Annotated in this window: 22 protein-coding genes; 10 read left to right on the forward strand and 12 right to left on the reverse strand. The window is 64.8% G+C overall.

What is annotated here, in order from left to right:
- Positions 1–16: 16 nt before the first annotated feature.
- The 4 genes from AX725_RS02700 to AX725_RS02715 form a co-directional block, all read right to left on the reverse strand.
- Positions 17–3175, reverse strand: coding sequence for an efflux RND transporter permease subunit (locus AX725_RS02700; protein WP_060978062.1), 3159 nt, complete (start codon positions 3173–3175; stop codon positions 17–19).
- 184 nt (positions 3176–3359) lie between these two features.
- Positions 3360–4580, reverse strand: a complete 1221-nt coding sequence (locus tag AX725_RS02705; protein ID WP_081097143.1) for an efflux RND transporter periplasmic adaptor subunit — start codon at positions 4578–4580, stop codon at positions 3360–3362.
- A 309-nt stretch (positions 4581–4889) separates the two neighbouring features.
- The gene (locus AX725_RS02710) at positions 4890–5159 is read right to left on the reverse strand and encodes a GlsB/YeaQ/YmgE family stress response membrane protein (protein ID WP_060978063.1); all 270 of its coding nucleotides are present in this window, start codon (positions 5157–5159) and stop codon (positions 4890–4892) included.
- A 128-nt stretch (positions 5160–5287) separates the two neighbouring features.
- Positions 5288–6334 carry a hypothetical protein gene (locus tag AX725_RS02715; protein ID WP_060978064.1) on the reverse strand — a complete coding sequence of 349 codons (1047 nt, stop codon included), beginning with the start codon at positions 6332–6334 and terminating at the stop codon, positions 5288–5290.
- A gap of 66 nt (positions 6335–6400) precedes the next feature.
- On the opposite strand from AX725_RS02715, the gene AX725_RS02720 reads away from it, so the two are divergent.
- The 3 genes from AX725_RS02720 (at position 6401) to AX725_RS02730 (ending at position 8747) form a co-directional block, all read left to right on the forward strand.
- A complete protein-coding gene (locus AX725_RS02720) occupies positions 6401–7585 on the forward strand; it encodes an aspartyl/asparaginyl beta-hydroxylase domain-containing protein (protein ID WP_060978065.1) in 1185 nt (394 codons plus the stop codon).
- Between the two features lie 136 nt (positions 7586–7721).
- Positions 7722–8012: a hypothetical protein gene (locus AX725_RS02725; protein ID WP_066046116.1), complete on the forward strand. Its 291-nt coding sequence runs from the start codon at positions 7722–7724 to the stop codon at positions 8010–8012.
- Positions 8013–8072: 60 nt separating this feature from the next.
- Entirely contained in the window at positions 8073–8747 is a 675-nt protein-coding gene (locus AX725_RS02730; RefSeq protein WP_060978067.1) for a spermidine synthase, read from the forward strand.
- A gap of 6 nt (positions 8748–8753) precedes the next feature.
- Here the strand turns inward: AX725_RS02730 and AX725_RS02735 are convergent, their stop codons facing one another.
- On the reverse strand, positions 8754–10007 hold the full coding sequence (locus AX725_RS02735; RefSeq protein WP_060978068.1) for a Coenzyme F420 hydrogenase/dehydrogenase, beta subunit C-terminal domain: 1254 nt from the start codon (positions 10005–10007) through the stop codon (positions 8754–8756).
- 139 nt (positions 10008–10146) lie between these two features.
- Between AX725_RS02735 and AX725_RS02740 the strand changes: the two genes are divergently transcribed.
- The 4 genes from AX725_RS02740 to AX725_RS02755 are packed head-to-tail and all read left to right on the forward strand — an operon-like array spanning position 10147 to position 14448.
- The gene (locus tag AX725_RS02740; RefSeq protein WP_060978082.1) at positions 10147–10482 is read left to right on the forward strand and encodes an STAS domain-containing protein; all 336 of its coding nucleotides are present in this window, start codon (positions 10147–10149) and stop codon (positions 10480–10482) included.
- 46 nt (positions 10483–10528) lie between these two features.
- Positions 10529–11503, forward strand: coding sequence for an MBL fold metallo-hydrolase (locus tag AX725_RS02745; protein WP_060978069.1), 975 nt, complete (start codon positions 10529–10531; stop codon positions 11501–11503).
- Positions 11478–13556 carry a CHASE2 domain-containing protein gene (locus AX725_RS02750; protein ID WP_082731371.1) on the forward strand — a complete coding sequence of 693 codons (2079 nt, stop codon included), beginning with the start codon at positions 11478–11480 and terminating at the stop codon, positions 13554–13556. Before AX725_RS02745 ends, AX725_RS02750 begins: the two co-directional genes overlap by 26 nt.
- A 19-nt stretch (positions 13557–13575) precedes the next feature.
- Positions 13576–14448: an HpcH/HpaI aldolase/citrate lyase family protein gene (locus tag AX725_RS02755; protein WP_060978071.1), complete on the forward strand. Its 873-nt coding sequence runs from the start codon at positions 13576–13578 to the stop codon at positions 14446–14448.
- Here AX725_RS02755 and AX725_RS20305 read toward each other — a convergent pair whose 3' ends face one another.
- Complete coding sequence (locus AX725_RS20305) at positions 14449–14613, reverse strand: DUF2256 domain-containing protein (protein WP_081096952.1); 165 nt, start codon at positions 14611–14613, stop codon at positions 14449–14451.
- A 55-nt stretch (positions 14614–14668) separates the two neighbouring features.
- On the opposite strand from AX725_RS20305, the gene AX725_RS02760 reads away from it, so the two are divergent.
- Positions 14669–16324, forward strand: a complete 1656-nt coding sequence (locus AX725_RS02760) for an amidase (protein WP_208597902.1) — start codon at positions 14669–14671, stop codon at positions 16322–16324.
- A 121-nt stretch (positions 16325–16445) separates the two neighbouring features.
- Here AX725_RS02760 and AX725_RS02765 read toward each other — a convergent pair whose 3' ends face one another.
- Positions 16446–17957: an alkaline phosphatase family protein gene (locus AX725_RS02765; RefSeq protein WP_060978072.1), complete on the reverse strand. Its 1512-nt coding sequence runs from the start codon at positions 17955–17957 to the stop codon at positions 16446–16448.
- 154 nt (positions 17958–18111) lie between these two features.
- On the opposite strand from AX725_RS02765, the gene ppc reads away from it, so the two are divergent.
- A complete protein-coding gene (ppc, locus tag AX725_RS02770) occupies positions 18112–20802 on the forward strand; it encodes a phosphoenolpyruvate carboxylase (protein ID WP_060978073.1) in 2691 nt (896 codons plus the stop codon).
- Between the two features lie 15 nt (positions 20803–20817).
- Here ppc and AX725_RS02775 read toward each other — a convergent pair whose 3' ends face one another.
- The 4 genes from AX725_RS02775 to AX725_RS02785 form a co-directional block, all read right to left on the reverse strand.
- Entirely contained in the window at positions 20818–21237 is a 420-nt protein-coding gene (locus AX725_RS02775) for a hypothetical protein (protein ID WP_060978074.1), read from the reverse strand.
- Positions 21238–21279: 42 nt separating this feature from the next.
- Entirely contained in the window at positions 21280–21705 is a 426-nt protein-coding gene (locus AX725_RS02780; RefSeq protein WP_066117356.1) for a hypothetical protein, read from the reverse strand.
- A 1-nt stretch (position 21706) separates the two neighbouring features.
- On the reverse strand, positions 21707–22579 hold the full coding sequence (locus AX725_RS20310) for a DNA/RNA non-specific endonuclease (RefSeq protein WP_081097145.1): 873 nt from the start codon (positions 22577–22579) through the stop codon (positions 21707–21709).
- Between the two features lie 203 nt (positions 22580–22782).
- Positions 22783–23061, reverse strand: coding sequence for a hypothetical protein (locus AX725_RS02785; protein ID WP_060979347.1), 279 nt, complete (start codon positions 23059–23061; stop codon positions 22783–22785).
- A 230-nt stretch (positions 23062–23291) separates the two neighbouring features.
- Between AX725_RS02785 and AX725_RS02790 the strand changes: the two genes are divergently transcribed.
- Positions 23292–24806, forward strand: coding sequence for a lipopolysaccharide biosynthesis protein (locus AX725_RS02790; RefSeq protein ID WP_060979346.1), 1515 nt, complete (start codon positions 23292–23294; stop codon positions 24804–24806).
- 21 nt (positions 24807–24827) lie between these two features.
- Here the strand turns inward: AX725_RS02790 and AX725_RS02795 are convergent, their stop codons facing one another.
- Positions 24828–26960: a S46 family peptidase gene (locus tag AX725_RS02795; RefSeq protein ID WP_060979345.1), complete on the reverse strand. Its 2133-nt coding sequence runs from the start codon at positions 26958–26960 to the stop codon at positions 24828–24830.
- Positions 26961–26986 lie beyond the last annotated feature (26 nt).

A 26986-nucleotide genomic window follows, 5' to 3' on the forward strand; every position in this document is an offset into this window, starting at 1 on the left:
CTCAGATCCGGACCACTCACTCGGCCGGCTGGACCTCTGGCGTGTCGTGGCGGTTATCGCCCGGCTTGTAGGTGAGCAGCCGGTTGCGCAGCCACGGCCCGACGCGCTTTTCGACGCCATCGGCCAGGCTGAAGCCTGCCGGCACAATCACCAGCGTCAGCAGCGTCGAGACGATCAATCCGCCGATCACCACCGTACCCATCGGGGCACGCCATGCACCGTCGCCCGAGAGCGACAGCGCAGTCGGGATCATGCCGAACACCATCGCGACCGTGGTCATGATGATCGGCTGCGCGCGCTTGTGCCCGGCATCCATGATAGCCTCGTGCTTCGGCACGCCCCGATGCATTTCCTCGATCGCGAAATCGATCAGCAGGATCGAATTCTTCGACACGATTCCGAGCAGCATCAGCACCCCGATGAGCACCGGCATCGACACCGGCTGCCCGACAACCCAGACCAGGAATATTCCACCCAGCGGCGCAAGCGCCAGAGAGCCCATGTTGACCAGCGGCGACATCAGCCGCTTGTAGAGCAGCACCAGCACCGCAAAAACGAGCAGCACGCCCGAGACCAGAGCGATGATGAAGTTGAGGATCAGTTCCGCCTGCCATTCCTGCTCGCCAAAGGGCTTGTTGCTTACCCCGGTCGGCAGGTTCTTCATGATCGGCAGGTTGTTGATCTTCTCCATTGCCTGGCTGGTCACGACGCCCTGGGCAAGATCTGCGCCGACGAACACGCGGCGCTCCTGATTGTAGCGCTGGATTGTGGTCGGGCCCGAACCGAACGAGATGTCGGCGACACGGCTGAGCGGCACGGACCCGCCAGCAGCGGTCTGCACCGGCAGGTTCTGTATGGTCTCGAAATCGTAGCGCGATTCCTTTGGCAGGACGACGCGGATCTGGATCTGACGATCAGACAGCGAGAATTTCGCTGCATTCTGCTCGATCTCGCCCAGCGTCGCAATCCGGATGGCCTGACTGAGTGCGGCCGTGGTGATGCCCAGCTGCGCCGCCAGGTCGGCGCGCGGCTTCACGATGATTTCAGGCCTGCGCATGTCGGCGTTGACACGCGGTCCGGTTACCTCTTTCAGCCCTTTCATCTGTTCGACAAGCGTAGCTGCCGCGCTATCCAGCTTGTCGGGGTCAGAGCCAGTAAGCATGATCGAGATATCACGATTGGTGCCGCCACCACCCGATTGCGATGCGAAGGTCACCCGCGCGTCGGGAATGGCCTGAAGCGTCGGGGCCAGATCTCGTTCGAACTCAAACGACTTCTTCTTGCGATCCTTCTTGAGCGTGACGAAGATGGTGCCATTGCCTTCGCGAATGCGGATCAGTGCGCGCTCGACTTCGGGCTGCTTGTACATGATCGCGGCGACCTTGTCGGCCACCACCTCGGTCTGCTCCAGCGTCGTGCCGGGCACCATCTCAATCTGGATACGGCTGTTATCCTCGTTGATCGTCGGCTGGAACTGAGCCGGCGTAATCATGAAGAGGACAACGGTGAGCACAAAGGCAAGCATGCCGATTCCCATCATCCAGACGCGATGATCAAGGAACAACGCGACCAGCTTGCGGCCTAGGCTGGGATTGGGTCCCCTAAAGGCCTTGGCCCGGCTCTGGTCGAGCGAGAAGCCCAGAACCTTCATGTACATGTCCATCAGGCGGCCCTCGCCGTGCGAGGCGTGGCCCTTCGCTTCCAGAAAATAGGCCGCGATCATCGGCGTGATCATGCGCGCGACAGCAAGGCTCATCAGCACCGAAACGACGATGGTGAAGCCGAAATTCTTGAAGAACTGGCCCGAAATACCAGGCATCAGGCCCACGGGCAGGAACACTGCGACGATACAGAACGATGTCGCGACCACCGCCAGGCCGATCTCGTCCGCCGCGTCGATCGATGCCTGATAGGCCGATTTGCCCATGCGCATGTGCCGGACGATATTCTCGATCTCCACGATCGCGTCGTCGACGAGCACGCCCGCGACCAGGCCGAGCGCGAGCAGCGACAGGAAATTCAGGTTGAAGCCGAGCAGATCCATGAACCAGAATGTTGGGATCGCCGATAGCGGAATGGCAATCGCCGAAATGATCGTCGCACGCCAGTCGCGCAGGAAGAAAAACACCACGACCACCGCCAGCACCGCGCCTTCGACCATCGCCGAGATCGAGCTTTCGTACTGACCCTCGGTGTATTCGACACTGGTGCCGAGCGGGATGAACTCGATTCCAGGATTCTCCTTCTTGAGCTCGTCCATCGCCTTGAGAGCTTCGTAATAGACGGTCACGTCCGAAGCTCCCTTGGACCGCGTCATGGCAAAGTTCACGACCTCCTTGTCGCGCACCTTGCTGATCGAGGTCGGCTCGCCATAGCCGTCAGTGACGGTCGCGATATCGGTGAGCTTTACGGTGCGCCCGTTGCCGAGCGGCACCTGGGTCTGCGACAGGTCGAAAGCAGTATCGGCATTGCCGAGCACGCGGAGCGACTGCTTGGTGCCACCAATATCTGCACGGCCACCGGCAGCATCGATATTGATCTGGCGCAGCGCGTTGTTGACCTGCGAGGCCGTAACACCCAGCGACTGCATCTTCTGCGGGTCCAGCACCACGCGGATTTCTCGGTTGACCCCGCCAAAGCGGTCGATTTCGGCCATCCCGTCGATCGCGAGCAATCGCTTGGTCACCGTATCATCGACGAACCAGCTCAGCTGCTCGATCGTCATGTCGTCGGCTTCGACCGCATAATAGGCGATTGGCTCGCCAGTAGCGTCGACCTTGGTCACCGATGGCTCCAGAATGCCCTCGGGCAAGCTGCCGCGGATCTGGTCGACCGAATTTTTGACCTCGTTCACCGCTTCGATGACATCCGTGCCGATCTCGAATTCGACAAAGGTGCTCGACGAGCCTTCGCTGGCGGTCGAGCTGATATTCTTAACACCATTGATCGACCGAACGGCGGATTCGATACGCTGGGTGATCTGGTTCTCGATCTCGGTCGGGGCTGCGCCGGGCTGCGAGATGACGACCTGCACCGCCGGGAAGTCAATGTCCGGATTGTTCACCACATCCATGCGCATGAAGCTGAGGATGCCGGCGAACAGCAGGCCGGTGAAGAAGACGAGCGGGATGATCGGATTGCGGATCGACCAGGCCGACATGTTCCGGAAGTTCATCGCTTTTTCCTCGTCCCGCCGGGCGCTGCGCCCGGTCCAGCTACGTTATCCCAATACGGCCAGATGCAGGCCCCATGCAACCCGTGCGGCCCGGCAGGAACGCCACCGGGCAGCCCCTCTCGACCAACGCACGCACCCTTTCGACAACCGGCAGCGGCAAGGGCCGCGCGCCGTACCCGCCAGGTCAGCCGCGCTTGCCCTGCATCTGCGGGCGCACCGTCTCGCCGGGATTGAGGAAGCCGCCTGCATAGAGCACGACGCGTTCCTTGCCGCTGATGCCCGTCGCGATCGCGATGCCGCGCGGCGTCACGGTGCCGGTGGTCACGTTGCGCCGCTCGACCTTGTTGTCCTTGTTCACGACATAGACATAGCTGCCCTTGTCGTCGCTGAGCACGGCGGATTCAGGCAGCACGGGGGCCTGGCTCGATCCGCTGATCACCGCAGCGCTGGCAAAACCGCCCGGACGCAGCGCCTTGTCATAGCCGAGCGCGATGCGCGCAATGCCCTGACGTGAGGTCTCGTTGATGATCGGCGCGACTTGCCAAACCCGGCCGCTGAAGGTCCGGTCGGTGCCGACCGGGCGCACATCGGCGCGCACGCCGACGCTGAGCGCGGCAAGATCGGCCTCGCCCATCTGCGCGCGCAGCTCCATCTCGCCGCCAGCAGCCATGCGGAACAGAACGCCGCTGCCGCCGCCGACCACCTGACCGGGTTCGACATTGCGCTCGAGCACCAGGCCCGATTCGGGCGCGCGGATGCTCAGGCGGCCATTGCGCGCCTGCGCCTCGCGCAGCTGAGCCTTGGCCACCTCGACGCGCGCCACCGCAGCATCGCGCGTCGCGCGTCGGCGATCAACATCGGCCTTGGAGATGAATCCGCGACCCACCAGCTGCAGCGCACGGTCGAGCTCGTTCTGCGCGAGCACCGCATCGGCCTGGCTGACCTCGATCTGCGCCGCCAGCGAGCGGGCCTGCTGGGTCTGGACATCCTGATCGATGACCGCGAGCACTTGGCCCGTGCGCACCCAGTCGCCCGGCTGCACCAGCACGCGGATCACCTGGCCGCCTTCGCCTGCGATGCCGATCGGCATTTCACGCCGTGCAGCCAGCGTTCCTGTGGCGTTGATGACGCGCTCGACCGATCCCGATCCGGGAACGATCACGGTCACTGCCGGTGCCTGCGATTCGCTCTCGCCCGCGCCGGCCTTCGCGCCCTCGCCTGCAGCCGTCTCGGGCTTGCCGCCGAAGAAATACACCCCCGCCGCCACCAACAAGGCGAGGACAACTATGGCAACGATGATGTTGCGACGCCGCCCCGAACGGGCCTCGACGTCACCTTCCGATCCATAAAGATCTTCGCTGCGTGCGGTGATGGTGTCGCCGCCAAAGCTGCTTTCGTAATTCATTGCCCGATCCGTCCAAACCTCGTGGCTCTCCGCAACAGTCCGCATCGATCGACGCGCGACCGATCTTGCGATCTTCGGAGACCATGCCCCCCGGAAACGCCCATGCGCTCGGGAAACGTCATGGCACTGTGTTATCCAATTAAGTCACCACGCGCAAGCCATAATGCTGCGCTGCACGCGGCGCGCTTTAGAACCTGTCAGGCAAGATGGCAATTGTTGGAGGTTAATGCTCGCAGCAAAAAGGGCACCGGAGCCATGCACCGGTGCCCTTTGTGGATGGATAAGCCCCGCTTTGCGGGCGGTGGGCTGTTAGCGTGCGCGACCGCGCTGCACCAGGTTGACGATCGCCAGCAGGACGACCGCACCCAGGAACGAGGTCAGCAGGGTCAGCGGATCAAATGCGTCCGCGCGCAGGCTGCCGCCGCCGATCAGTCCGCCGAACAGGAACCGGCCCAGAACCGAACCGATACAGCCGACCACCACGTTCCAGAAAATGCCCATCTGCGCGTCGCGGTTCATCACCTTGCTGGCCAGCCAGCCCATGATGCCGCCCATGATCAGCGCCAGAATCAAACCCATGTCTTCCTCCTGTTTTGTCCCGATGCCGCGGCCCGGGAAAAACGGGGTCGGTCATCCTGGCTGGGTTACGGCAGAGCGACGGAACGGTTCCCCGCCACGACGAACGAATGCCGGGAACAGCAAGGATTTTACAGGCTGAGCGGATGGGGCAGATCGAGTGCAATGCCGTTCACCCGGGCCACCTCGAGCGCCCAGACATGCACCTTGTCGATCTCGTCGCCATAGGCGCGGCGGGCAAAATCCTGCTCGGCCGCGCGATCTTCGGCGCTGAATGCCTGGCCGAACTTGGAATGGCTGGTGAGCGCAGGGTTGGCGAGCATCGCCTGTTCCAGCGCAGGGGAGAGTTCGAGGCCGAAATGGCGTGTCAGCGCCCTGAGATGCTCGGGCTTGGCAGCGGTCAGCGTTTCGCTGTCGAGCGTCGCCACCCGCGCGGGGCCCAGCGCGCGCGCAATCTGCCCGAACTGGCGATGCTGCACGAGCCAGCCGACCGCCGCGACCTGCAGATCGCTCTGACGGAAGAAATCCGCCGGGCCGAAGCCCAATTCGACCCCACCCTCGCGCAACTGGCCCTCGAGCAGCTCGCGCGCCCAGAGGCGGCACCAGAGCCCCTTGCGCGCGACCGAGGCGAGGAACACCGGGAGCGGTGCGTACAGCAGCAGCGCGCGGCTTTCGGGGCGAAGCGCCATCACCGCCTGGATCAGCGGGTTGAAGATGTTCGACGGCTTGACCACCACCGCTTCGCCGGGGCCGAACGGGCGCTGGAGCAGCGCAAGCGACGCATCGAGCACGGCGGCGACCTGGCGCCGGTCTGCCCCGCGCCAGCGCCAACCCATCATGTCGTTGCACAGCATCGGCTCGGAGAGGCCCATGGCAAGGCCAGGTACGTCGAGCGCGCGCACCAGCATGGTCGACGCGCAAAAGGCCGAGTGGAAGATGAAATGGAGCGGCGCACGATCGGCGCCGGCAGCAAGCACCTGCTGACGCGGCACAGGAATGATCCGGTCGGTCTCGCCAAGATACTCGTCGGTGAGGAAGGTGGCCCGGCGGTGCTGCTCGCGCGCGACATGGCGAAACTGGAACGCATCCTGCGCCGCGTCATAGCGATGCGCATGCCAATGGGAATCGCGCACCAGGACGGCCGTGTCGGCGGGCATGTAAGGTGGGGGATCGGGCATCGCACCAATCCTTGCCAATCCCCCGGCAGCGTGGCAAGCAGGATGTGGTCGGGGGACTAGCAACATATGGCAGTAACTGCACAAAATGATCCGGTAGCGTTGAACAGCGCCGGGATGGCGGCTTTGCGCGAGGGACGCTTTGCCGAGGCTGCGCGCGCCTTCGAGGCAGCGACGCGGGCCGATCCGGCCGCTACCGCCTTGTGGCGCAATCTGGCGACGGCCCGCCGATCGCTTGGCGACGACCAGGGGGAGCTTGCCGCACTCGACGCCGCGCTCGACATCGATCGGCGTGATTTCATGGCGTGGCTGCGCAAGGCCGAGGCGCATCAGCGAACCGGCGACGACGCCAATGCGCTGGCAGCCTGGCAGGCTGTGCTTCAGCTTGCCGCGCATCTGGACCCGTTGCCCGATGCGCTGGTGCCCGTGCTGCAGGCGGGCCGGGATTTCTGCGCTGCCTGCACGAGCCGCATCGAATATCAGGTCATGGATGCGCTCGGCGACTTTCAGGCGCGCATGCCGACAACCGCCGGACGCCGGGCGCGTGCCTTTGTCGACGCCGCGATGGGCAAGCGCAAGATCTACACCAACGAATGCAACGGCCTGTGCTATCCTTTCTTGCCTGCGGACGAGTTTTTCGAGGAAGCGCATTTCCCCTGGTTTGCACAGGTCGAGGCCAGGACAGACGCCATTCGTGCGGAAATGCTGGCGCTTCTCGCCGATCCCGGCGATGCGCTGCGCCCCTATGTGCGGATGGAAAAGGGCGCGCCGCAGAGCAAATGGTCACCGCTCGACCAGTCGCTTGCCTGGGGCGCCTGCTTCCTGTGGGAATATGGCAAGCCCAATGCCGCCGTGCTGGAGCGCTGTCCCGCCACCGCGCAGGCGCTTAGCGGAATCCCGCAGAGCATCATCCCCGGCCGCGCGCCGACCGCCTTTTTTTCGATCCTCAAACCGCGCACCCGCATTCCGCCGCATACCGGCGTCACCAACACCCGCGCGATCGTCCACCTGCCGCTGATCGTTCCCGATAGTTGCGGCTTTCGGGTGGGCGGCGAAACGCGCGAATGGAAGGTCGGCACGGCCTTCGCGTTTGACGATACCATCGAGCACGAAGCGTGGAACGACAGCGACGAGATGCGCGCCGTCCTGATCTTCGATGTGTGGAACCCGCATCTCACGCCCGAGGAGCAGGAAGTGATCGCAGGCTATTTCGCTGCAGCCGATGCAACCGGTTTCAATACCAATCTGGATTGATTTCGCTGCAATTGCACGGATTTGTATCTTGCCTGGGCGAGTGATAATGGTACCGTATGGCTTTGAAAGTCGCATCCGACTGCGGCATCAAGCGAAATTGCGCCCGAAAGCGGCGCCAACTTACGGAAGCGACATCATGAAAAAGACTGCGATGATCATGGCCGCTGCTGCGTCTTGCTTATGGATTCCGATTGCCACCACCAACGCGGCTGCAAAAGACAGCGCCGCCAAGGAAGAAGGCCAGTCGGGCGACGAGAAGATCCGCTGTCGCAAGATCGCGGTGATCGGTTCGCTGGTGAAGAAGACCAAGGTCTGCAAGACCGTGGCGGAGTGGCGGATGATCACCGATCGCGGCAACCGCAACGCGCGCGATGTCATGGAAACCGGACAGGTCTGTGCCGGTGGCCCGGCGTGTAACGGCAGCTGATCCGCGCTTTCTTGCATTTGCCTGAACTGTGTCTGACCTGACCGGACGGGATCATACCGCATGACCCCGCGCGAACTCATCGCCAAGGCTCAGGTGCCGGGAGGAGACGAGCCGCTGCGTCTGATCCGCAGGGGCAGCGAATATTCGATCATGCTCGGCGCGAACGAGTTGATGAACAGTCGGCTCAGCGGCTCCGAGGAGGCGATGAGCACGCTCGCCGCTGCACGAATCGCCGGGGTGGCCGCGCCTCGCGTGCTGATCGGCGGGCTTGGCATGGGATTTACTTTGCGCACCGCCCTGCGGGCGTTCGGCACCCGCGCATCGATCGAGGTGGCAGAGCTGGTCCCCGAGATCGTCGACTGGGCACGCGGGCCGATGGCGCATCTGCACGCAGGCACGCTCGACGAGCCGCGCGTCAGCATTCATATCGGTGATGTCGGCGCTCTGATCCGCAACAGCGCTGGGCGCCTCGATGCCATCCTGCTCGATGTCGACAACGGCCCGGACGGGCTGTCGCGCGAAGGCAACGATGCGCTCTATACCGCACAAGGGCTGCAACACGCTCGGGCTGCGCTGAGGCCCGGCGGCGTGCTGGCGGTGTGGTCGAGCGGCCCCGATCCGCGCTTCACCTCAAGCTTGCGCAAGGCCGGCTTTGCGGTGGAGGAGGAAATTGTCCGGGCACGGCGGACCGGCGGCGGCGCGCGGCACACGATCTGGCTGGCGCAGCGCCGCTGACCCGGCTCACAGGTCGGGCGTATGCCGCTCGTCGCTTCGCTCGCCGGGGCGCGGTTCCAGTCCGTAGCGCTTGACCAGGTCCCAGACATGATCGGGGATCATCGATTTCATCCGCGCCGGGGCCGATCGGCGCAAGTGCAGCACGGTCTCGATCGCCTTCATCTCGACCCTTGCACGCGCGAATTCCGCCCCGCGCGGCCCGATGCGCGGCATCAGCCAGCCAAAGATCCCGCGCAGCACCTTGGGCATGCGGCGCAGCGGCAGGCCGCCCGCGGCGCGCTCGGTATTCGCCAGAAAGCCCTTGACCGGCCCGGCGCGATTGCCCGCGCTGGTAATATCGCGGGTGCGCAGTTCCTGTCCCAGCAGCTCGACCAGTTCCTCGCCGCGCTCATTGCGCACCACCAGCCATTGCTTGCCGCCGCCTGCCATATAGCCGATCGTGATATCGGCCAGGACGTTGGTATAGTCGACACAGGTACGGCAGGTCAGCGGGAAGAAGTCCGAAGGCAGATCGGCAATCGGCAGCTGCAGGAAGGGCACTTCGCGCACGCTGCCATCGTCGAAGCGCAGTTCGACATGATAGTCGGAGCGGAACTCGAGATAGCAGATGCTCTCCGGCGCATCCGACAGCAGCTTCAGGAACAGGTGGAAATTCTCGGTCGTGGTGTTGTCGGCGCACGGTGTTCCGATCACGTAGATCCGCTCGAAACCCAGCTCGGCCTCGAGCGCACGCAGCGCGTGCACCTGGCAGGGAATGCCGATGAGCGCGATCCGCTTGTGTCCTGCCGCGCGCGCCGGTTCGAGCAGCGCCAGCAGCGGCGCATAGCCCATGCGCATCCCGCGCACCCCGGCCATGTCCTCTGCCCGGGTGATCAGGACCGGATTGGGCCGCCAGCGATCCTCGGGATGCGGCCCGATCGCCAGCACGGCATCGACCGCGCCGGTTTCCAGCAACCGCTCGCCCAGTCGGGACACGATTCCAGTCCATTGCGCCCCGGGCGACGGCGTGATCAGTTCGCCCGCGACCATGCGACGAAAGGGGCCGAAGAACAGCTCATCGGGCCGCCCGGGATCGCGCGTGCGACCATGCACCTGGCGCTCGAGCGCTTCGTAGTCCGGCTTGAGAAACTGGCAGACACGGCCGCAGGCCTTGGGATCGCTGCTGCGCGAAATGCCGCAATCGGTGCACAGACGGCGCGGGGCCGCAGGCGCGAATCCTTGCAGTTCGGCAAAGCGTATGTCGGTTTCCCCCTGGGCCATTACGTGGCTTCTTACCCCCCTTTTCCCCATCACGACACAATTTTCCCGTTATTGTACAGGCTGTAACGGCAACATTCGGGGCAACTTCCCACACGGTGAATTTGCCGCTAAGTTCAATCCCATGCGAAAGGCGGAAAACATGCAGTGGTCCAGTAGCGAGCAGCAGGGATGCGTGGTTGCCAGCCCCGATGGCCGCGTGGATGAGGCAACGGCCGAGGCGTTTACCGAACATCTGGCCGCCAGCGTGACCATGGCCGCCGATTCGCCGGGCAAGAAGCTGATCGTCGATTTTGCTGGGCTCGATTACATGTCGTCGCGCGGTCTGCGCGCGCTGACGCTCGCCAAGCGCCAGGCCGACGCGGCCGGCGTCGCGATGGCGCTGGCGCGCCCTAACGCGGTGATGCGCGAAATTCTGGCGATCAGCCGGTACGACAAGCTGTTCGCGGTCTCGGACAGCATCGAGGCCGCAATCTAGCACGCCGGCGACACGGGGACGCCGCGCAACAAGCAGGGGGGATGCGATGCTGGTCCGTTTCTGGGGAACACGGGGCTCCTTGCCCGTCGCCGCCACCGCATCGATCGTGCAGGACAAGGTCGCCCACGCGCTGCTCGCCGCATCGGGCCGCAGCTTTGCCGATATCGAGGAAGCGCGCCGCTTTGCCCAGGGCGAGCTGGATTTCGCCATCAGCGGGACATTCGGCGGGGCCACCACCTGTGTGGAGATCGAGGCGGGCGATCCTGCGAATGGCGACCCCTACATCATCTGCGACATGGGCAGCGGGCTGCGCGGCTTCGGTCTCGATGCGATGCGTCGCTGCGCTGCCGGTCATGCGCGGGTCTATCACTTCTTCATGTCGCACCTGCATTGGGACCATATCATGGGCTTCCCGTTCTTCGTGCCGGCGTTCGACCCCAATGCGCATATCGTCATCCATGCCGGGCACGAGGATGCCGAAGAGGCGCTGCGCCGCCAGCAGGAGGAAATCTCCTTCCCGGTCAAGTTCGACTGGCTGCGCGCTAAAATCGAGTTCCGCACGCTCAAGGTGGGCGAGACCTATCAGATCGGCGCGGTGCAGGTGGAGCTAATGGAGCAGCACCATTCGCACAGCAGCTTCGGTTATCGCTTCACCGATGCCGAGGGCAAGGTGGCGGTGTTCAGCACTGACAGCGAGCACAAGCTCGACCGGATGGAGGGCGAGGCCGATGTCGAACAGTTCTTCCGTGCGGCGGACCTGGTCATCTGCGACACGATGTATTCGCTCGCCGACAGCGTTTCGATGAAGGAAGACTGGGGCCATTCCAGCAACATCGTCGCGATCGACCTGTGCCATGGCGCGCGGGCGAAGCGGCTGGCGCTGTTCCACCACGAACCGGTCTATTCGGACGCCGATATCGCGCGCATGCACGCCGAGAGCGTGCGCTACGAGGAGCTGACCCGCGAGCACGATCCGCTGGAGGTGCTCTGCGCCTATGATGGCCTCGAAGTCCAGCTCTAGCGCGGTTCGGATCAGCAATCCTCCGCGCAGCCTGTGGCTCGCGGCGCTGGTCGGATTCGTACTGGCCGCCCTGCTCAGCCTCGCACTGGGCGCGCGCGAGCAGAATATCGTGTTCGATGGCTGGCAGCGCATGGCCCCGCGCGACCTTTCCGAAAGTCAGGTCCGCATTGTCGCGATCGGCGATGAAAGCCTGGAGGTGATCGGCAGCTGGCCCTGGCCGCGCCGCGTGCTGGCAACGATGACCCGGCGCATCGCGCAGGGTGGCGCAGCAGCGATCGGCTTCGACATCCTGTTCGTCGAGCCCGACGCGGTCAGCCCGACGCGCTTTTCGCGGCTCTATGCGCCCGACGACCCGGCGATCAAGGCGTGGATGGACGGCCTGGACAGCATGGACAGCGAATTTGCCGACGCGATCAGCGCCGCGCCGGTGGTTCTGGGCCGCGCAGGCGTGAGGCTCGGCGGGGTCGACCCGGCGGGCCTTACCCAATGGGCGACGATCAGCGGGTCCCCGCCACCTGCCCTGCCCCGCTATCCGCTGGTGCAGAGGAATCTCGAGGCGCTGGAGGCGCGCGCACCGGGCTTCGGCCTGCTCAACGGCGCGCCCGATGGCGATGGCGTGGTGCGCAGCGTGCCGCTGGTCATGAAGACCGGCGAAGCGCTGGCGCCCGGGCTGGCGCTGGAAATGATGCGTGTCGCCATCGAGCAGCGCACCGGCACCGATCCCGAGATCACGCTGACGCCCGGCAGCGTGACGATCGGCCAGCGCCGCATACCGGTGGACGATTCCGGGCGGATGCGGCTGCATTTCGCCGAAATCCCGCAAAGCCAAGTGTACTCCGCGATCGAGATCATGTCCGAGGAGTTCGACCTTGGCCAGCTCAAGGACAAGATCGTCGTCGTTTCGCTGACCGCAGAGGGCACGCAGGATATTGTCGCGACGCCTTTGGGCTCCGAAATGTTCGGCGTGCTGGTCCAGGCCCAGGCCGCCGACACGATCAACCGCGGCGGCTGGCTCAATCGCCCCTGGATCAGCCCCGCAGCCGAATGGGCGGTCGGAGGGCTGCTCGCCATCATCCTGCTGCTGCTCGCCACCGGCCAGGCCCCAGCGCGCAGCCGCTGGCTGGTGCTGCTGGGTGCGGCGGCGAGCCTGCCGCTGGCGAGCTGGCTGCTATTCCGCTTTGGCGACCTGCTGTTCGATCCGATCCGCCCCTTGCTGCTCGGCAGCGGCAGCGCGCTTGCGGTGTTCGCGGCGCTGTTCAACGAAGCACGGCGCGAGCGCGCGGCGCTGCGCGATGCGCAGAACCGCAGTGAGGGCGAGCTTGGTGCGGCCCGCTCGATCCAGCTCGGCATGCTGCCCGATCGCACCGCACTGGCAAGGCTCGACCCGCGCATCGATATCGCCGCGCAGCTCGAGGCGGCCAAGTCGGTCGGCGGCGATTTCTACGACATCATCCGGCTCGATCACGACCGTATCGTCATCCTGATCGCCGATGTCACCGGCAAGGGCGTGCCCGCCGCGCTGTTCATGGCGCTGTCCAAGGCCTTGTCGCGCAGCGTGATGCTGCGCGCGCCCGGCGAGCTTGCCGATGCCGCCGCGCAGCTCAACGAGGAGCTGATGCGCGACAGCGGCGATGCGCTCGGCCTCACCATGCTGCTGGGGATCATCGACCTTTCGACCGGGCGCGCCGAGTTCGTCAATGCGGGCCATGACAATCCGCTGCGCATCACCACCGACGGGCAGGTGATCGAGGAGGCGATGGAGGGCGGCCCGCCCTTCTGCATCATGGACTATCCCTGGCCCGCCGAGGAAATCGTGCTGCAGCCCGGCGAGGCCCTGGTGCTGATCACCGATGGCGTGACCGAGGCGCAGAACCGGCAGGATGAGCTGTTCGGCAATGATCGCACCCGCGCTGCGCTGCTTGCCGACCAGAGCAGCGCCACCGCGATGGTCGCGAGCCTGCGCGGCGCGGTGCGCAGCTTCGAGGACGGCGCGGATGCGAGCGACGACCTGACCGTGGTTGCCTTCCGCTATCTGGGTGCTAATCCCGCCTGATCACCGGCAGGAGGCCCCGATGTCCGATACCGCACGTCCCCGGCGCAGCGCGCTCTACATGCCCGCATCGAACCCGCGGGCCCTCGCCAAGGCGCGCAGTCTTCCTGCCGATGTCATCATCCTCGACCTCGAGGATGCGGTCGCCCCCGAGGCCAAGGAGGACGCGCGGGCAGCGGCAATTGCCGCGGCAGCAGAGGGCGGGTTCGGCCATCGCGAGCTGATTATCCGCATCAACGCGCTCGATACGCCCTGGGGGCAGGATGACCTTGCCGCCATAGCAAAGGGGGATATCGACGGCGTGCTGGTGCCCAAGGTGATGCGCCCCGCCGACATCACTGCGTGCAATGCCGCGCTCGCCGAGGCACCCTCGCGCCTCAAGCTCTGGGCGATGATCGAGACCTGCGCGGTGGTGCCGCATCTCGATGCGCTGGCGGCGCTCGGAGGGTCGACCCGGCTGTCGACCTTCGTGATGGGGGTGAACGACCTTGCCAAGGAAATGCGCGCACGGCTGACGCCCGAGCGCACACCGTTCCTGCCTATCCTGAGTTTGGCTGTCGCTGCCGCCCGCGCGCATGGCGTCGCGGTGCTCGACGGCGTGTGCAACGAGTTTCGCGACCTCGATATGTTCGAGGCCGAGGCGCGCCAGGGGCTGCTGTTCGGCTTCGACGGCAAGACGCTGATCCATCCCGATCAGGTCGCGCCATGCAATGCCGTCTTCTCCCCCGGCGAGGAGGAACTGGCCTGGGCGCAGGCCGTCATCGCTGCGTTCGCCTTGCCCGAAAATGCCGGCAAGGGCGCGATCCGGGTCGAGGGGAAAATGGCCGAGCTGCTTCATCTGGAACAGGCGCGGCAGCTGGTGGCGATCGCGGAGCGGGTTGCCGCCTTGGGCTAATCAGCCCGCGCGGTTCTTGTGGCGCAAATCGCCCTTGCAGCGCTCGGAACAGGTCTTCACATTGTCCCAGTCGCGGGCCCATTTCTTGCGCCAGGCAAAGGGCCGCCCACAGGCTTCGCAGACCTTCTCGGGCAGGGTCGACTTGGTATAGCGCTTGTCCGGCATGGGCGGCGATATGGGCGTGGGCGGGGGCGTGCGCCAGAGGCAGCGCAAAAATCGCATGCCCCATCTTGCCGGGCCGCCGGTGCGCGCTATCGTGGCGCCCATGCGCACCCTTGCCCTGGCTCTTGCCGCCCTCACCCCCATCGCTGCCCATGCCCAGACGGAGCCCCCGCGCATCGCGCGCCTGGCGGTTCAGGTCGAGGAGAAATCGATCCCCGAGCTGGCCGCGATGCTGCGGACCGGCGCGGTCAGCAGCGAGATACTGGTCCGGGCCTATATGGATCGAATTGCAACGCTGGACCGCCAGGGACCGATGCTCAACAGCGTAATCGCTGTCATGCCCGGCGCGATCGAGGACGCCCGCACCCTCGACGCCGAGCGCAAGGCCGGAAAACTGCGCGGCCCGCTGCATGGCATTCCAGTGCTGATCAAGGACAATATCGAGGCGAAGGGCCCCATCCCCACCACCGCCGGATCGACCGCGCTGCTCGCCAATGTCACCGACCGCGATGCGCCGCTGGTCGAACGGCTGCGCGCCGCCGGGGCGATCATCCTGGGCAAGACCAACCTGTCGCAATGGGCCAATATCCGCTCGAACGATTCGGTCAGCGGCTGGTCGAGCGTCGGCGGGCTGGTGAAAAACCCCTATGCGCTCGACCGCAACGCCTGCGGCTCGTCCTCGGGCAGCGGCGCGGCTGCGGCGGCAAGCCTTGCGGCGGCGACGATCGGGACCGAGACCGACGGGTCGATCATCTGCCCCTCGTCCATCAATGGCCTGGTCGGGTTCAAGCCAACGCTCGGCCTGGTCTCGCGCACGCACGTGATCCCGATCAGCCATAGCCAGGATACGGCGGGTCCGATGGCGCGCTCGGTCACCGACGCGGCGCTGCTGCTGACGGCGCTGGCCGGGACCGACCCAGCCGATCCGGCGACTGCAGAGGCCGACAAGCGCAAGACCGATTATGCGGCGGGGCTGTCGCCCGATTATCTCAAGGGCGTGCGCATCGGCGTGCTGATGGACCGGCGCGGCGGCAACGCAAAGGTTCAGGCGGCCTTTGCCGGGGCGCTCGAGAGGCTGAAAGCCGCCGGTGCCGAACTGGTCGAGATCGCGGACAGCCGCACCGGGCTCGAAGGGTTGGGCGAGGCCGAGTTCAAGGTGCTGATGGTCGAATTGAAGGCCGACCTGAACGCCTATCTAGCGACCACACCGCCTGAGGTGACCGCGCGCACGCTCAAGCAGGTGATCGCCTTCAACACCGCGAATGCCGAAACCGAACTGGCCTGGTTCGACCAGTCGCTTTTCGACCTCGCCGAAAGCCAGAAGGGGCTGGATGACCCCGAATATAAGGAGGCACTGGCCAAGGCAAAACGGCTGGCAGGCGCAGAGGGCATCGACAAGCTGCTGAACACCCACAATGTCCGCTTCCTGATCGGTCCCAGCAATGCGCCCGCTTGGGTGAGTGACCTGGTCAATGGCGATCACAGCATCGGCCCCAGCCAGAGCCAGCTGCCTGCGGTCGCGGGTTATCCGCACATCACCGTGCCGATGGGGCTGGTCGCCGGGCTGCCGGTCGGCCTGTCGATCATCGGCGGACAATGGCAGGACCATGAGGTGATCAAGGCGGGGTACGCGTTCGAGCAGGCGAGCAAGGCGCGGGTCGCGCCGAGCTATGCACGAAGCGCGGATGCGAAGGCGGATCCGATAGGGAAGTAACTGGTCACCCTCACCCTTCCCACCCCGCTTCGCGGTGCGGGCCCCTTCCCTCTCCCGGCGGGAGAGGGAGGGAGCGCCGAAGGCGCGGAAGGGTGAGGGCGACGCGCGATTGCGTGTCCGATCAAAGCCCCAGAATGTGCTTTGCGATGTGGTAGATCGTGTGCTGCTCGATCGTGCCGTGGAACAGTTGCGCCTGCGGCCCCGCCGCCTTGACCACGACATCCTCGCCGCCATGCGTCTCGCCCGAGGTCGGCACCAGCGACTGCTGCAGATAGTTGAGCGCCTCGGTATCCTCCTGCGCGGGGTCGGCGCGTTGTTCGCCTACCTTGGCACCGGGGCCGTTGGCATAGCCTAATGTCGTGTACGCCTTGCCGTCCTTGGCGGTGATCGGCTCGCCGTCCTCGGTCACGCTGGCCAGCCCGAAGATCGAATTGCCGCGCGGCGGATAGCCCGCAATCGTGAACACATGGCTGTGATCGGCGGTGACCAGCACCAGCGTCTCGTCCAGATTGACCATCTCCAGCGCCTTGGCGATCGCCGCATCGAACGCGACGGTATCGTCGAGCGCACGGTGCGCATTGCCGCCATGATGCGCATGGTCGATTCGCCCTCCTTCGACCATCAGCACATAGCCCTGCTCTGACGTGCCGAGCTTCTTCACCGCCAGCTCGACCATCTCGGCCAGCGCAGGCTCACCCGCCTTGTCGCCCGCGCGATCGGCTTCGAACTGCATGTGGCTGGGCTCGAACAGGCCGAAGACCGGCGCGTTGTCCGCCGGGTTCAGCGCCGCGAACTGCGCCGCGTTCCAGACATACTGGCCCTTGGGGTGCTTCTTCTTCCATTCGGCGATCAGGTCGCGGCCATCGGCGCGGCTGCCCTTCTTGCCCGCATATTCGGGATCGGTCTGGTCCTTGGGCATGAATGCCGCGCGACCGCCGCCGAGCACCAGCTTCAGCCCCTTGGCATGCGGCCATTCGATAAGCTGGCGCGCGATATCGCGGCAGCTGGCTCCGGCGGGCAGCTCGCTGTCCGCTTCCCAGTTGCGGTCGACGCTGTGCGCATAGGTCGAGGCGGGCGTCGCATGGGTGATGCGCGCGGTGGAAATGACGCCGAGCGCCTTGCCCGCGCTTTCTGCCTGTTCGAACAATGTCGGCACGTCCTTGCCCGCCGCCGTTTCGCATTTGCCGCGCAGCGCCGCCGGCGCGACCGACAGCATGCCTGATCGCGTCTTGGTGCCCGTCACCAGCGCGGTAGCGGTCGCGGCGGAATCGGCGACCTGGAAGTCATGGCTATAAGTCTTCACCATCGCCGAATAGGGCATGGCATCAATCGCGGTCTCATTCGATTCGCCGTCGCGCCCGGCCTTCTGCCCTTCCCATATGCGCCCTGCGGTGAGCGTGCTCACCCCCATGCCGTCGCCGATGAAGATGATGAGGTTCTTTGCCTTGCCGGTGCGCGCTGGCATTGCCAGCCGCGCCTGTAGCTGCGCCTGGCCCTGTGCGGCATAATCGGCTGCGGTCTGCTCGCCCCGCTCCTTGTCCGGCGCGGCTTCCTTGGGTGCATTGTGCTGAGCCAGCACCGGCGCCGACCAAAGGGCGGCGAGGCACAACAGGGTGGCAAGCGGGCGGTTCATGGCGCAATCTCCTCCAAAGCTGCCGCCGCTCTGTCACGAAGCCATGACAAATTCGAGACTTTTCGGGACTGCATGCGCCCAATTGGTTACAATCGATTGCATAAGTCCTGCACACATACTTGACCCGATCCATTTTGCAGCGCAGCATGCGCGCATGGCCGACATTGACACCGCTCACCTCGCCCCGATCAGTCAGAACCCGGATATCCGCTATCTCGGCCGGATATTGGGCGATGTCATCCGCGCTTATGGCGGCGAGAAGCTGTTCCGCCAGACCGAATATATCCGCTCGGCCAGCGTCGATCGGCATCGCGGCGTTGCGGGCGCGGACGAGATCGATACCGGGCTCGAGGCCCTCAACCTCGACGACACATTGTCGTTCGTGCGCGGCTTCATGCTGTTCTCGATGCTCGCCAACCTTGCCGAGGACCGGCAGGGCGTGGCGCAAGAAAAGGGCGCGACCCTCGCCGAGGCGGTCGAGCGACTGCGCGAGCATGGTGTCAGCGACACCGCAATCGGCGACCTGCTGGGTCACAGCCTGATCGTTCCCGTGTTGACCGCGCACCCGACCGAGGTGCGGCGCAAGTCGATGATCGATCACAAGAACCGCGTCGCCGACCTCATGAAGCTGCGCGACGCGGGGCTGAACGAGACCCCCCATGGCGACCGGATCGACGAGGCGCTCCACCGGCAGATCGCGCTGCTCTGGCAGACCCGCCCGCTGCGCCGCGAACGGCTGTTCGTCGCCGACGAGGTCGAAAATGCGCGCGCCTATATGCAGGACGTGTTCCTGCCCGTGCTGCCGATGCTGTATGCACGATGGGAACGCGTGCTCGGCCATCGCCCGCCTGCCTTTCTGCGGCTGGGCAGCTGGATCGGCGGCGACCGCGACGGCAATCCTTTCGTCACCGCAGAGGCGCTGCGCCACGCGCTCGGACGGCAGGCGGAAACCGCGATCGTCCATTATCTGGATGGCGTCCACGCGCTGGGCCAGGATCTCAGCATCGCCACCGGCCTGTCGCAGACCCCCGACGCCGTGCAGGCGCTTGCCGAAAGGAGCGGCGACAATGCGCCGAGCCGCGCAGACGAGCCCTATCGTCGCGCATTGGCCGGCATTTACGCCCGGCTGTGCGCCACGCATGTGGCGCTGACCGGCAAGCAGCCGCCGCGACCCTCTGCCATCGAAGGCGAAGCCTATGCCACGCCCGGCGAGCTGCGCCACGATCTGGCGGTGCTGGCCAATGGCCTCGCCGATGATGGCGCGCGCCTGCTGGCCAGCGGCGGCGCGCTCGGGCGGCTGATCCGCGCGGTCGAAGTGTTCGGCTTCCACCTCGCGACGCTCGACCTTCGCCAGAACAGCGACGTTCACGAGCGCGTCGTTGGCGAGCTGCTCAAGGTCGCGGGGGTCTGCGCGGATTATTCGGCGCTCGACGAGGCTGCGCGTATCGCCTTGCTGCGAAGCGAGCTTGGCCATGCGCGGCTGCTGATCAACCGCTGGCACGACTATGGCGAGGAAACGGTCAAGGAGCTCGCGATCGTCGAGGCGGCGGCGCAGGCGCACGCGCTCTACGGCCCGCAGGCAATCACCGCCTACAATATTAGCAAGGCCGAAAGCGTCTCGGACATGCTGGAGGTCAACCTGCTGCTCAAGGAAGCTGGACTGTTCCGCCCCGGTCCCGTGCCGCAGGCCGCGATCATGGCGGTGCCGCTGTTCGAAACGATCGGCGACCTCGAGAATGCGCCGCAGATCATGCGCGCCTATTTCGCGCTGCCTGAAATCGCTGCTTTGGTGAAGGCGCGCGGCTATCAGGAGGTGATGGTCGGCTATTCGGACAGCAACAAGGACGGCGGCTATCTCACCTCCACCTGGTCGCTCAACCATGCCAGCCGCGCGCTGGCCAAGGTGTTTGCCGAGACCGGTATCGCGATGCAGCTGTTCCACGGGCGTGGCGGCGCGGTCGGGCGCGGCGGCGGATCGAGCTTTGCCGCGATCCGCGCGCAACCCAAGGGCACGGTGCAGGGCCGCATCCGCATCACCGAACAGGGCGAGGTCATCGCGGCCAAATACGGCACGGTGGAAAGCGCCGAGCTGAATCTCGAGGCGATCACCTCGGCCGCGCTGATCGCGACGCTCGACCATGATGGCCTCAGCGAGGCCGACGAGACGCGCTTTGCCGCAGCGATGGACATGATCTCGCGCGATGCCTTCCGCGCCTATCGCGGGCTGGTCTATGGCACCGAGGGTTTCAACCAGTTCTTCCGCGCTGCCACGCCGATCAGCGAGATTGCCGATCTGAAGATCGGATCGCGCCCCGCCAGCCGATCGAAAAGCCAGCGGATCGAGGATCTCCGCGCCATTCCTTGGGTGTTCAGCTGGGCACAGGCGCGCATCATGCTGCCCGGCTGGTACGGCGTGGGCCAGGCGCTGGGCGGCTTTGCTGACAAGGCGCTGCTCTCCGACATGGCGCAGGGCTGGCCCTTCTTCCAGGCGCTGCTCGGCAATATGGAGATGGTGCTGGCCAAGTCGGACATGACCATCGCGCGCCATTATGCCGGGCTGGTGCCCGACGAGGGCTTGCGCGAGCTTGTCTTCGGGGAAATCCGCACCGGCTGGCAGGCCGCGCATGACAATCTGCTGAGCGTGACGGGCCAGTCGCGGCTGCTGGCGAACAACCCCGCGCTCGACACCTCGATCCGGCTGCGCCTGCCCTATATCGAGCCCTTGAACCTGCTGCAGATCGAACTGATCAAGCGCCACCGCGCAGGCGAGGCGGACGAGCGGATATCCGAGGGCATCCAGCTGTCGATCAACGCGATCGCGACGGCGCTGCGGAACAGCGGGTGAGGCATATCGGCAGCGCTATCTGATCTGGGCGCTGCCGCTACCATGCGGGAAGACGATCCTTTTCACGCCGAACGCGGCCTGCGCCGCGCCGCGCCAGCGGTCGAGCTCGGGAATGTCGGTCTCGATATCCTCGGGATAGAGATAGGTGATCCGCGTGTCGCCTCCACGGACAAGATAGTGCATCTCGTCCCAGCGGCTGCCGAGCGGCTCCAGGACCCAGAGCTCTAGCAGCGTATCGCGATATTTTTCATAATCGGGCTGCGCGAAGGCGATATAACTGCCACGATCGAGGAAACGCGCGAGGCTGATGTACCGACTTTCAACTAACGCGATAAACAGCGTGCCCAGCGGACTGAAACTGGTCTCTGCGCGCAGGGTCGAGGCGAGATCAGCAATCAGTTCGCCTTTCCATCGCCTGGGCCCCACGTTCCACATTGTTTCCCCCTGTCAAACACTAGGCACGGCTCTGCCCGTCGCTCAGCGCATCTTCGTGCGCCAACCCGAACGAGGAAGTTTCTGCGCGACGCTGGGCATTGGCGGATATCTGATGGGATAATCCCCAAAATAGGAAATGACGAATGACTCCCGGTCATCATAGGGCAGCTGATCTTCGGGTACATCCTGCGGATACACTATTTTTGAGGACGCCCCGCCATCTTGGATAAAAATTTCGATTCCTAGCGGCACCTTGTCAGGCGGCGGAACGAACCTGAGATCATTGAGAAGATCGACATTCTTGAACTCGTCTTCGGTGACGAATATATACTCCACGAAGCGCTCCCGGCCTACATAGACCGAATAGCCAACGCCTCCATAAAGGTCAGCCAAAACAAGGATTCCTCGATTGTCGTCCCCATGCTTGCGGGCCAGGTTGCAGGCGACGTCATAAATGATGTCAGCCATTTCAGTTTTCCAGTCCTTCATTTTTTCTCCGTGTTTTGGGACTCACTGGAGAATGAGTCGGACGATTGTCTATCTTTTCATAGATAGTCGGCCCGCCAGCGCTATACCAGATATGGACAAAGTCAGGCCGTCTTGATCCTTTTGGATAATCGATCCTCATTTTGAACGACACATCCTTGCCTTCCGCTTGGGCGTCAGCCCATCTCTGTTCAACCACGCGGTAACGGCCACGGTTCGACGACCTGTCCTGTGCAAAATGGTTGAAGGCATCATTCGGACCATTAAAACGATGCGCGATGAAATGGCCTCCATCATCGGTGGGGAGCCGGTCAGGCTTGCCCGCATTCCGCTGCGCCGATCGTGAGCGTGGCGTCTGCGCTTCGGTGCCCAGCTTTGGTACCTCGATTTCATGCGGGTCGCCATTTTCATCGAGGTGATATGTATATCCGTTGCGCTTGACGGGTCGCAGCGGAGGCGTTCTGTCCGGACGGACTGGCGCAGGCCTGACAGGAGGCCTTGGCCACGGCGCGGGTTTGGCAGGAAGACTGCCTGGCAGATGCCGGCGCTTCTGTGGCGCTGGCCTTGGCTTTGGCTTGACCGGTGCCGGCTTTCCAAACGAGCCGCTTGCACCCGCACCGCCAAACGGTCCGCTGCCCGGATTGCCGCGTTTGCGCGGCTTCGCGCCGCTGGAAGGTGCGGCGCCGCCGGGACCATAGCGCCTGCCCTGGCCCGCGAAGGTGAAGCGCCCGTCGTCCGGGTCGTGCCACGGGTTGAACTTGCGCTCGATCGCGGCGCCTGCACCAGGATCGGGCCAGCGCCCCGTCCGCATCCAGAGTGCAAAGCCGCTTTGCTGCCCACGCGCCGAATCCCGCATCTTGCCGCTCCTGTCAGGAAAAACGGCAAGAACATATCAGCAACATTTTCCAACAGGTCAATCGCGAGCTGGCATTCTGGGCCTGTTCACAGCACCTGACTGGTCCGTTTCGGATGCAGATCCATGACTCTTGTGATGACAAACAAAAAACGGCGGCGAACCCATAGGGTCCGCCGCCGCCTGTTACCTTCGAAGGGGAAGGTTTACTTGTTCTCGGTGGTCGTGCCGGGAACCTCGCTCGGAGCGATTTCGCCGTTGTCGTCCATCGCGTTGGCCTTTTCTTCGCCAGCTTCTTCGACCGCGTCAGCCTGGGCTTCCATGGCGTCTTCCTGCATTTCGGTCGGGGCCTGGTCGGCGGCATCTTCCATAGCGTCAGCCTGGGCTTCCGCCTGGTCTTCGACCTGGTCGGCCTGTTCGCTCTGGCAAGCGCCGAGGCTGATAAGGCCGATGCTGGCAACGCTGGTGAGAATCAGTTTACGCATATTTCGCTCCACTACCCTGTTTCATGCACGATGCATGAACGCCACTACGGGTGGGTCCACAGGTGGTTGCAAAGCCCTGTAAAAAATTTTCCCGCACGGTGCGTCAGCAGTGCCCGCCACGCGCCGCCTAGCCAAAGCGTGCCAAAGCTGCTTAAGAGCGTGCCGGGATTGGGCCTGGAAAGCACGTTTTGACATCATCGCCACCGCAGAATGACCCTGGCTCGCCGGATATGGTATCCGGGCCGGGCAAGGCTGTGCCGGAGGGCGGAGCCGAAGCGCAGAGCGGCGACATTCAGGCACTCGCCAAGGGCGGGCGGACCAATTTCCTCGGCTTTCTGCTGCGGCTGGCCGCGCGCCTTCCCTTCCTGTTCATTGCCGGGCGGCTCTACGGGGCCGAGGCGCTGGGCCGCTTCGCCTATGCGGTGCTGGTGGTCGAGTTCGCCGCGCAGATCGCGACCCTGGGGCTGAAACGCGGTCTTGCCGCCCAGCTCGCGCGCACATCGCGCCCGCACACCCAGGTCGTGGCCGACGGGCTGCTGGTAAGCTTCATCGCCTCGGCCCTGGCTGCAACCTTTCTGCTGCTGCTGCCCGAGATCATGTTCCCCAACAGCACCGCAGGCGAGATCGACCGATTGCTGCCGCTGGTGATCTTTGCGGTGGCGGGATCGGACGTCGCGCTGGCCGCGCTCGCCTATCGGTTCGACATTGCCGCCACAGTCCGCGCGCGCTCGATCATCGAACCGTGGACGATCAGCATCACCGCCTGGATCTTCTATTACCTCACCCCCGATGACGGTCTGATCCTGTCCTATATCGCCTCGATGGTCGCCGCGTTCATTGCCTCGATCATCCCGATGCTGCGCAATTACGGGCTGCCGATCGGCTGGCAGCCGCGTCCGCTCAAGCTCGCCAACATGGCGCGGCGCAACGCCCCGCTGGCCGCAGCCGACGCGATCGAATGGGGCAGCCGCCGACTCGATCTGGCGGTGCTCGGCCTGTTCGCCTCGCCGGCCGTTGTCGGTATCTATTATATCGCGCAGCAGGTCGCGAGCCTGCCGCAGAAGCTCAAGACCAGCTTCGACCCGATCCTGGGCCCGGTGATCGCGCGCAACCTGCAGAGCGGCAAGATGACCGAGATCGCGCGCCAGGTCAGCCAGGTCGGCTTCTGGATCATCGCCGCACAGCTCGGCGTCGCTCTGGCGCTCGGCATTCCGGGCGAGGGCGTGATGGGGCTGGTGGGCCCGAATTTTGTCGGAGGGACGGGTGCGCTGGCATTCCTGCTGGCCGCAGAGGTGGTCGCGGCCACCGCCGCCGTGAGCGAGGCCGCGCTCGTCTATATCGCGCGCCACCGCAACCTGATGATCTCGCTCGCCATGCTGGCGCTGCAGGGCGGTTTGAGCGTCGCGCTGATCCTCACCGCACAGGCGATGGGCCTTCCCCCGCTGTTCCAGGCGGCGAGCGTCGCGCTGGCGCTCGCGCTCGCGCTCGGCTTTGCCTCGATCGTCAAGGCGCGGCTGCTCTCGAAGCTGCTGGATGCGCCGGTCAATGGCTGGCGATGGGCTTTGGTCTGGGCGGCAGCGGCGGCGACGGCAGTGGGCTGGGGCTTTACCAAGCTGCCCGAATGGGCCGAGCTCGCCTTTGGCATCCCCGCAATTCTGGGCGTCTATGGCTGGGTGATCTGGCGGCGCGGGTTCGGCCCTGAAGACCGCGAGCTGTTCCGCACCCGAAAGGGCAGCGCCGGATAGCGCTGCCCCTGTAGAGAAACCTTACTGGCCGACGCCCATTTCGGTCAGCAGGCGCTGCGCGCCATCGACCTTGTCCATCGTCCACAGCATGAAGCGGCTGTCGACATGGATGGTGCGGTTGATTGCGGCATCATAGGACCAATCCGACACCACTCCGTCGAGCGTGCCATCGAACGCCAGTCCGACGAATTCGCCGCGCGCGTTGAGCGTGGCCGATCCCGAATTGCCGTTGGTGATGTCGACGGTAGAGAGGAAATCGACCGGCAGCGTGCCCAGCTTCTCGTCGGCATAGCGCCCGAAATCGCGCGCCTTGAGCTTGTCGATCGCGGCCTTGGGCGCATCGAATTCGCCGCGTCCGGTCTGCTTGGCGACCAGGCCTTCGGCGGTGGTGAACGGCGTCCAGATCAGGCCATCGCGCTGCTTGCCCGTCACCTTGCCATAGGTGAAGCGCAGCGATCCGTTGGCATCGGGATAGAGCGTGCGGCCCTGCTCCCTGGCGAAGGCGAGCTGCCCCGCCATCACTGCCGAGCGTGCCGCCTGCAGGCGACCTGCACGCTCCTTCGCCTTTTCCTCGTCGGCCTTTTGCCCCGGATAGGCCGCGACGGCGAGCTGGATGAAGGGATCGCTCGAAGCCTCGAATTCAGCGGCGGGCTTGTCCATCCAGCCGAGCCGGTCGGCGGTGACGCCGAGGCGCGTATCGGCATAGAGCCGGTCCATGCCCAGTTCGGCGATCTTTGCTTCGAGCGGCGCGTTGCGCTTGTCGGCTGCGACCTTGGCATATTCGCCCAGCGCCTGCTGGAACAGCACCCGGTCGACGCCTGCATCATAGCGGCGCTCGACCTGAGTCAGCCGCTCGCGCATCGAAAGGCGATCACGATCCTGGAAACCCGGCTCGCGCTGGGCATCGGGCTTTTCACGCTCCTTGGCCCAGCGATAGAGCAGCTGCGCGGCGGACAGCAGCTGCGCGCGGTTGATCGTGGCGAGACGCAGATTGTCCACCCGCGCCTGGTTCGACTCGGCGACCAGCGCGTCGAGATCGGTCAGCGCCTGACCGTACATCTTCCTGCGTGCAGGGTCCGCTGCCACCCAGGCACGGAAATCGGCATCGGCCTTGTCCTTACGACCCAGCAGGTCGATGGCATCGGCACCGGCAATCTCGCCGAGCAGCTTCTTCTTGTAATTGTCCGACCCCTTTAGGATCGAGGCGTACTTGATTTCGGCATCCTTGTTGCCCTTCACCGCCTTTTCGATCGCGGCCGAGTAATCGGCGCGCAACTGCTGGTCGATCGCATAGACCTGCTCGAAATTATGGCGCACCTCGGCAGCAGTCCAGTGGCGCTGGGTCACGCCTGGAAAGCCTGCGACCATCACGAAATCGCCTTCGCGCAGCGGCTTGTCGGCGATCTTGAGCCAGGACTTGGGCTTGTACGGCACGTTTTCCTTGGCATAGGGCACGGACGAACCATCAGGCGCGACATAGGCGCGGTAGAAGCCGAAATCGCCGGTATGGCGCGGCCATTGCCAGTTGTCGGTCTCGCCGCCGAAATTGCCGATGCCACCCGCCGGCGCATAGACCAGGCGCACGTCCTTGATCTCGAGCTGCTGCTGCAGAAAATAGGTCTGCCCGCCGAAATACGGGCGCACGTCGCAGCGACGATTGGCCTGCTTCTCGCATTCGGCGATCAGCGCCTTGCGGTTCGCTTCCAGCCGGTTGTAACGATCGAGCCCCGAAAGCTTGGTGGTGATGCCCTTGTTCATCACCGCCGTCACGTCGCGCAGATCCTCGATCACATAGATGCGCGATCCGGGTGCGGCGGGCAGTTCGTCGCCATAGGTCTTTGCGAGAAAACCATCGGTCAGATAGTCCTGGCCGGGCTTCGAATTATACTGGATCGACCCATAGACGCAGTGATGATTGGTCGCGACCAGCCCTTCAGGGCTGACGAACGACGCCGAGCATCCGCCCAGCGATACAATCGCATTCAGCGGCACCGCCTTGAGGTTGCCGAGATCGGCAGGCGAAAGCTCCAATCCTGCCGCTTTCAGCTTGTCGCCCAGCGCGGGCGTCTGGCCCGGCAGCCACATGCCCTCTTCGGCAAGGGCAGGTACAGACATCAGCAGGGCGGTAGAGGCAAGCAACAGGGAATGGCGCATCAGAAACTCCGCAACGGGGGCCGGGA

Source organism: Blastomonas sp. CCH9-A1 (assembly GCF_001557175.1).
GTDB lineage: Bacteria > Pseudomonadota > Alphaproteobacteria > Sphingomonadales > Sphingomonadaceae > Blastomonas > Blastomonas delafieldii_A.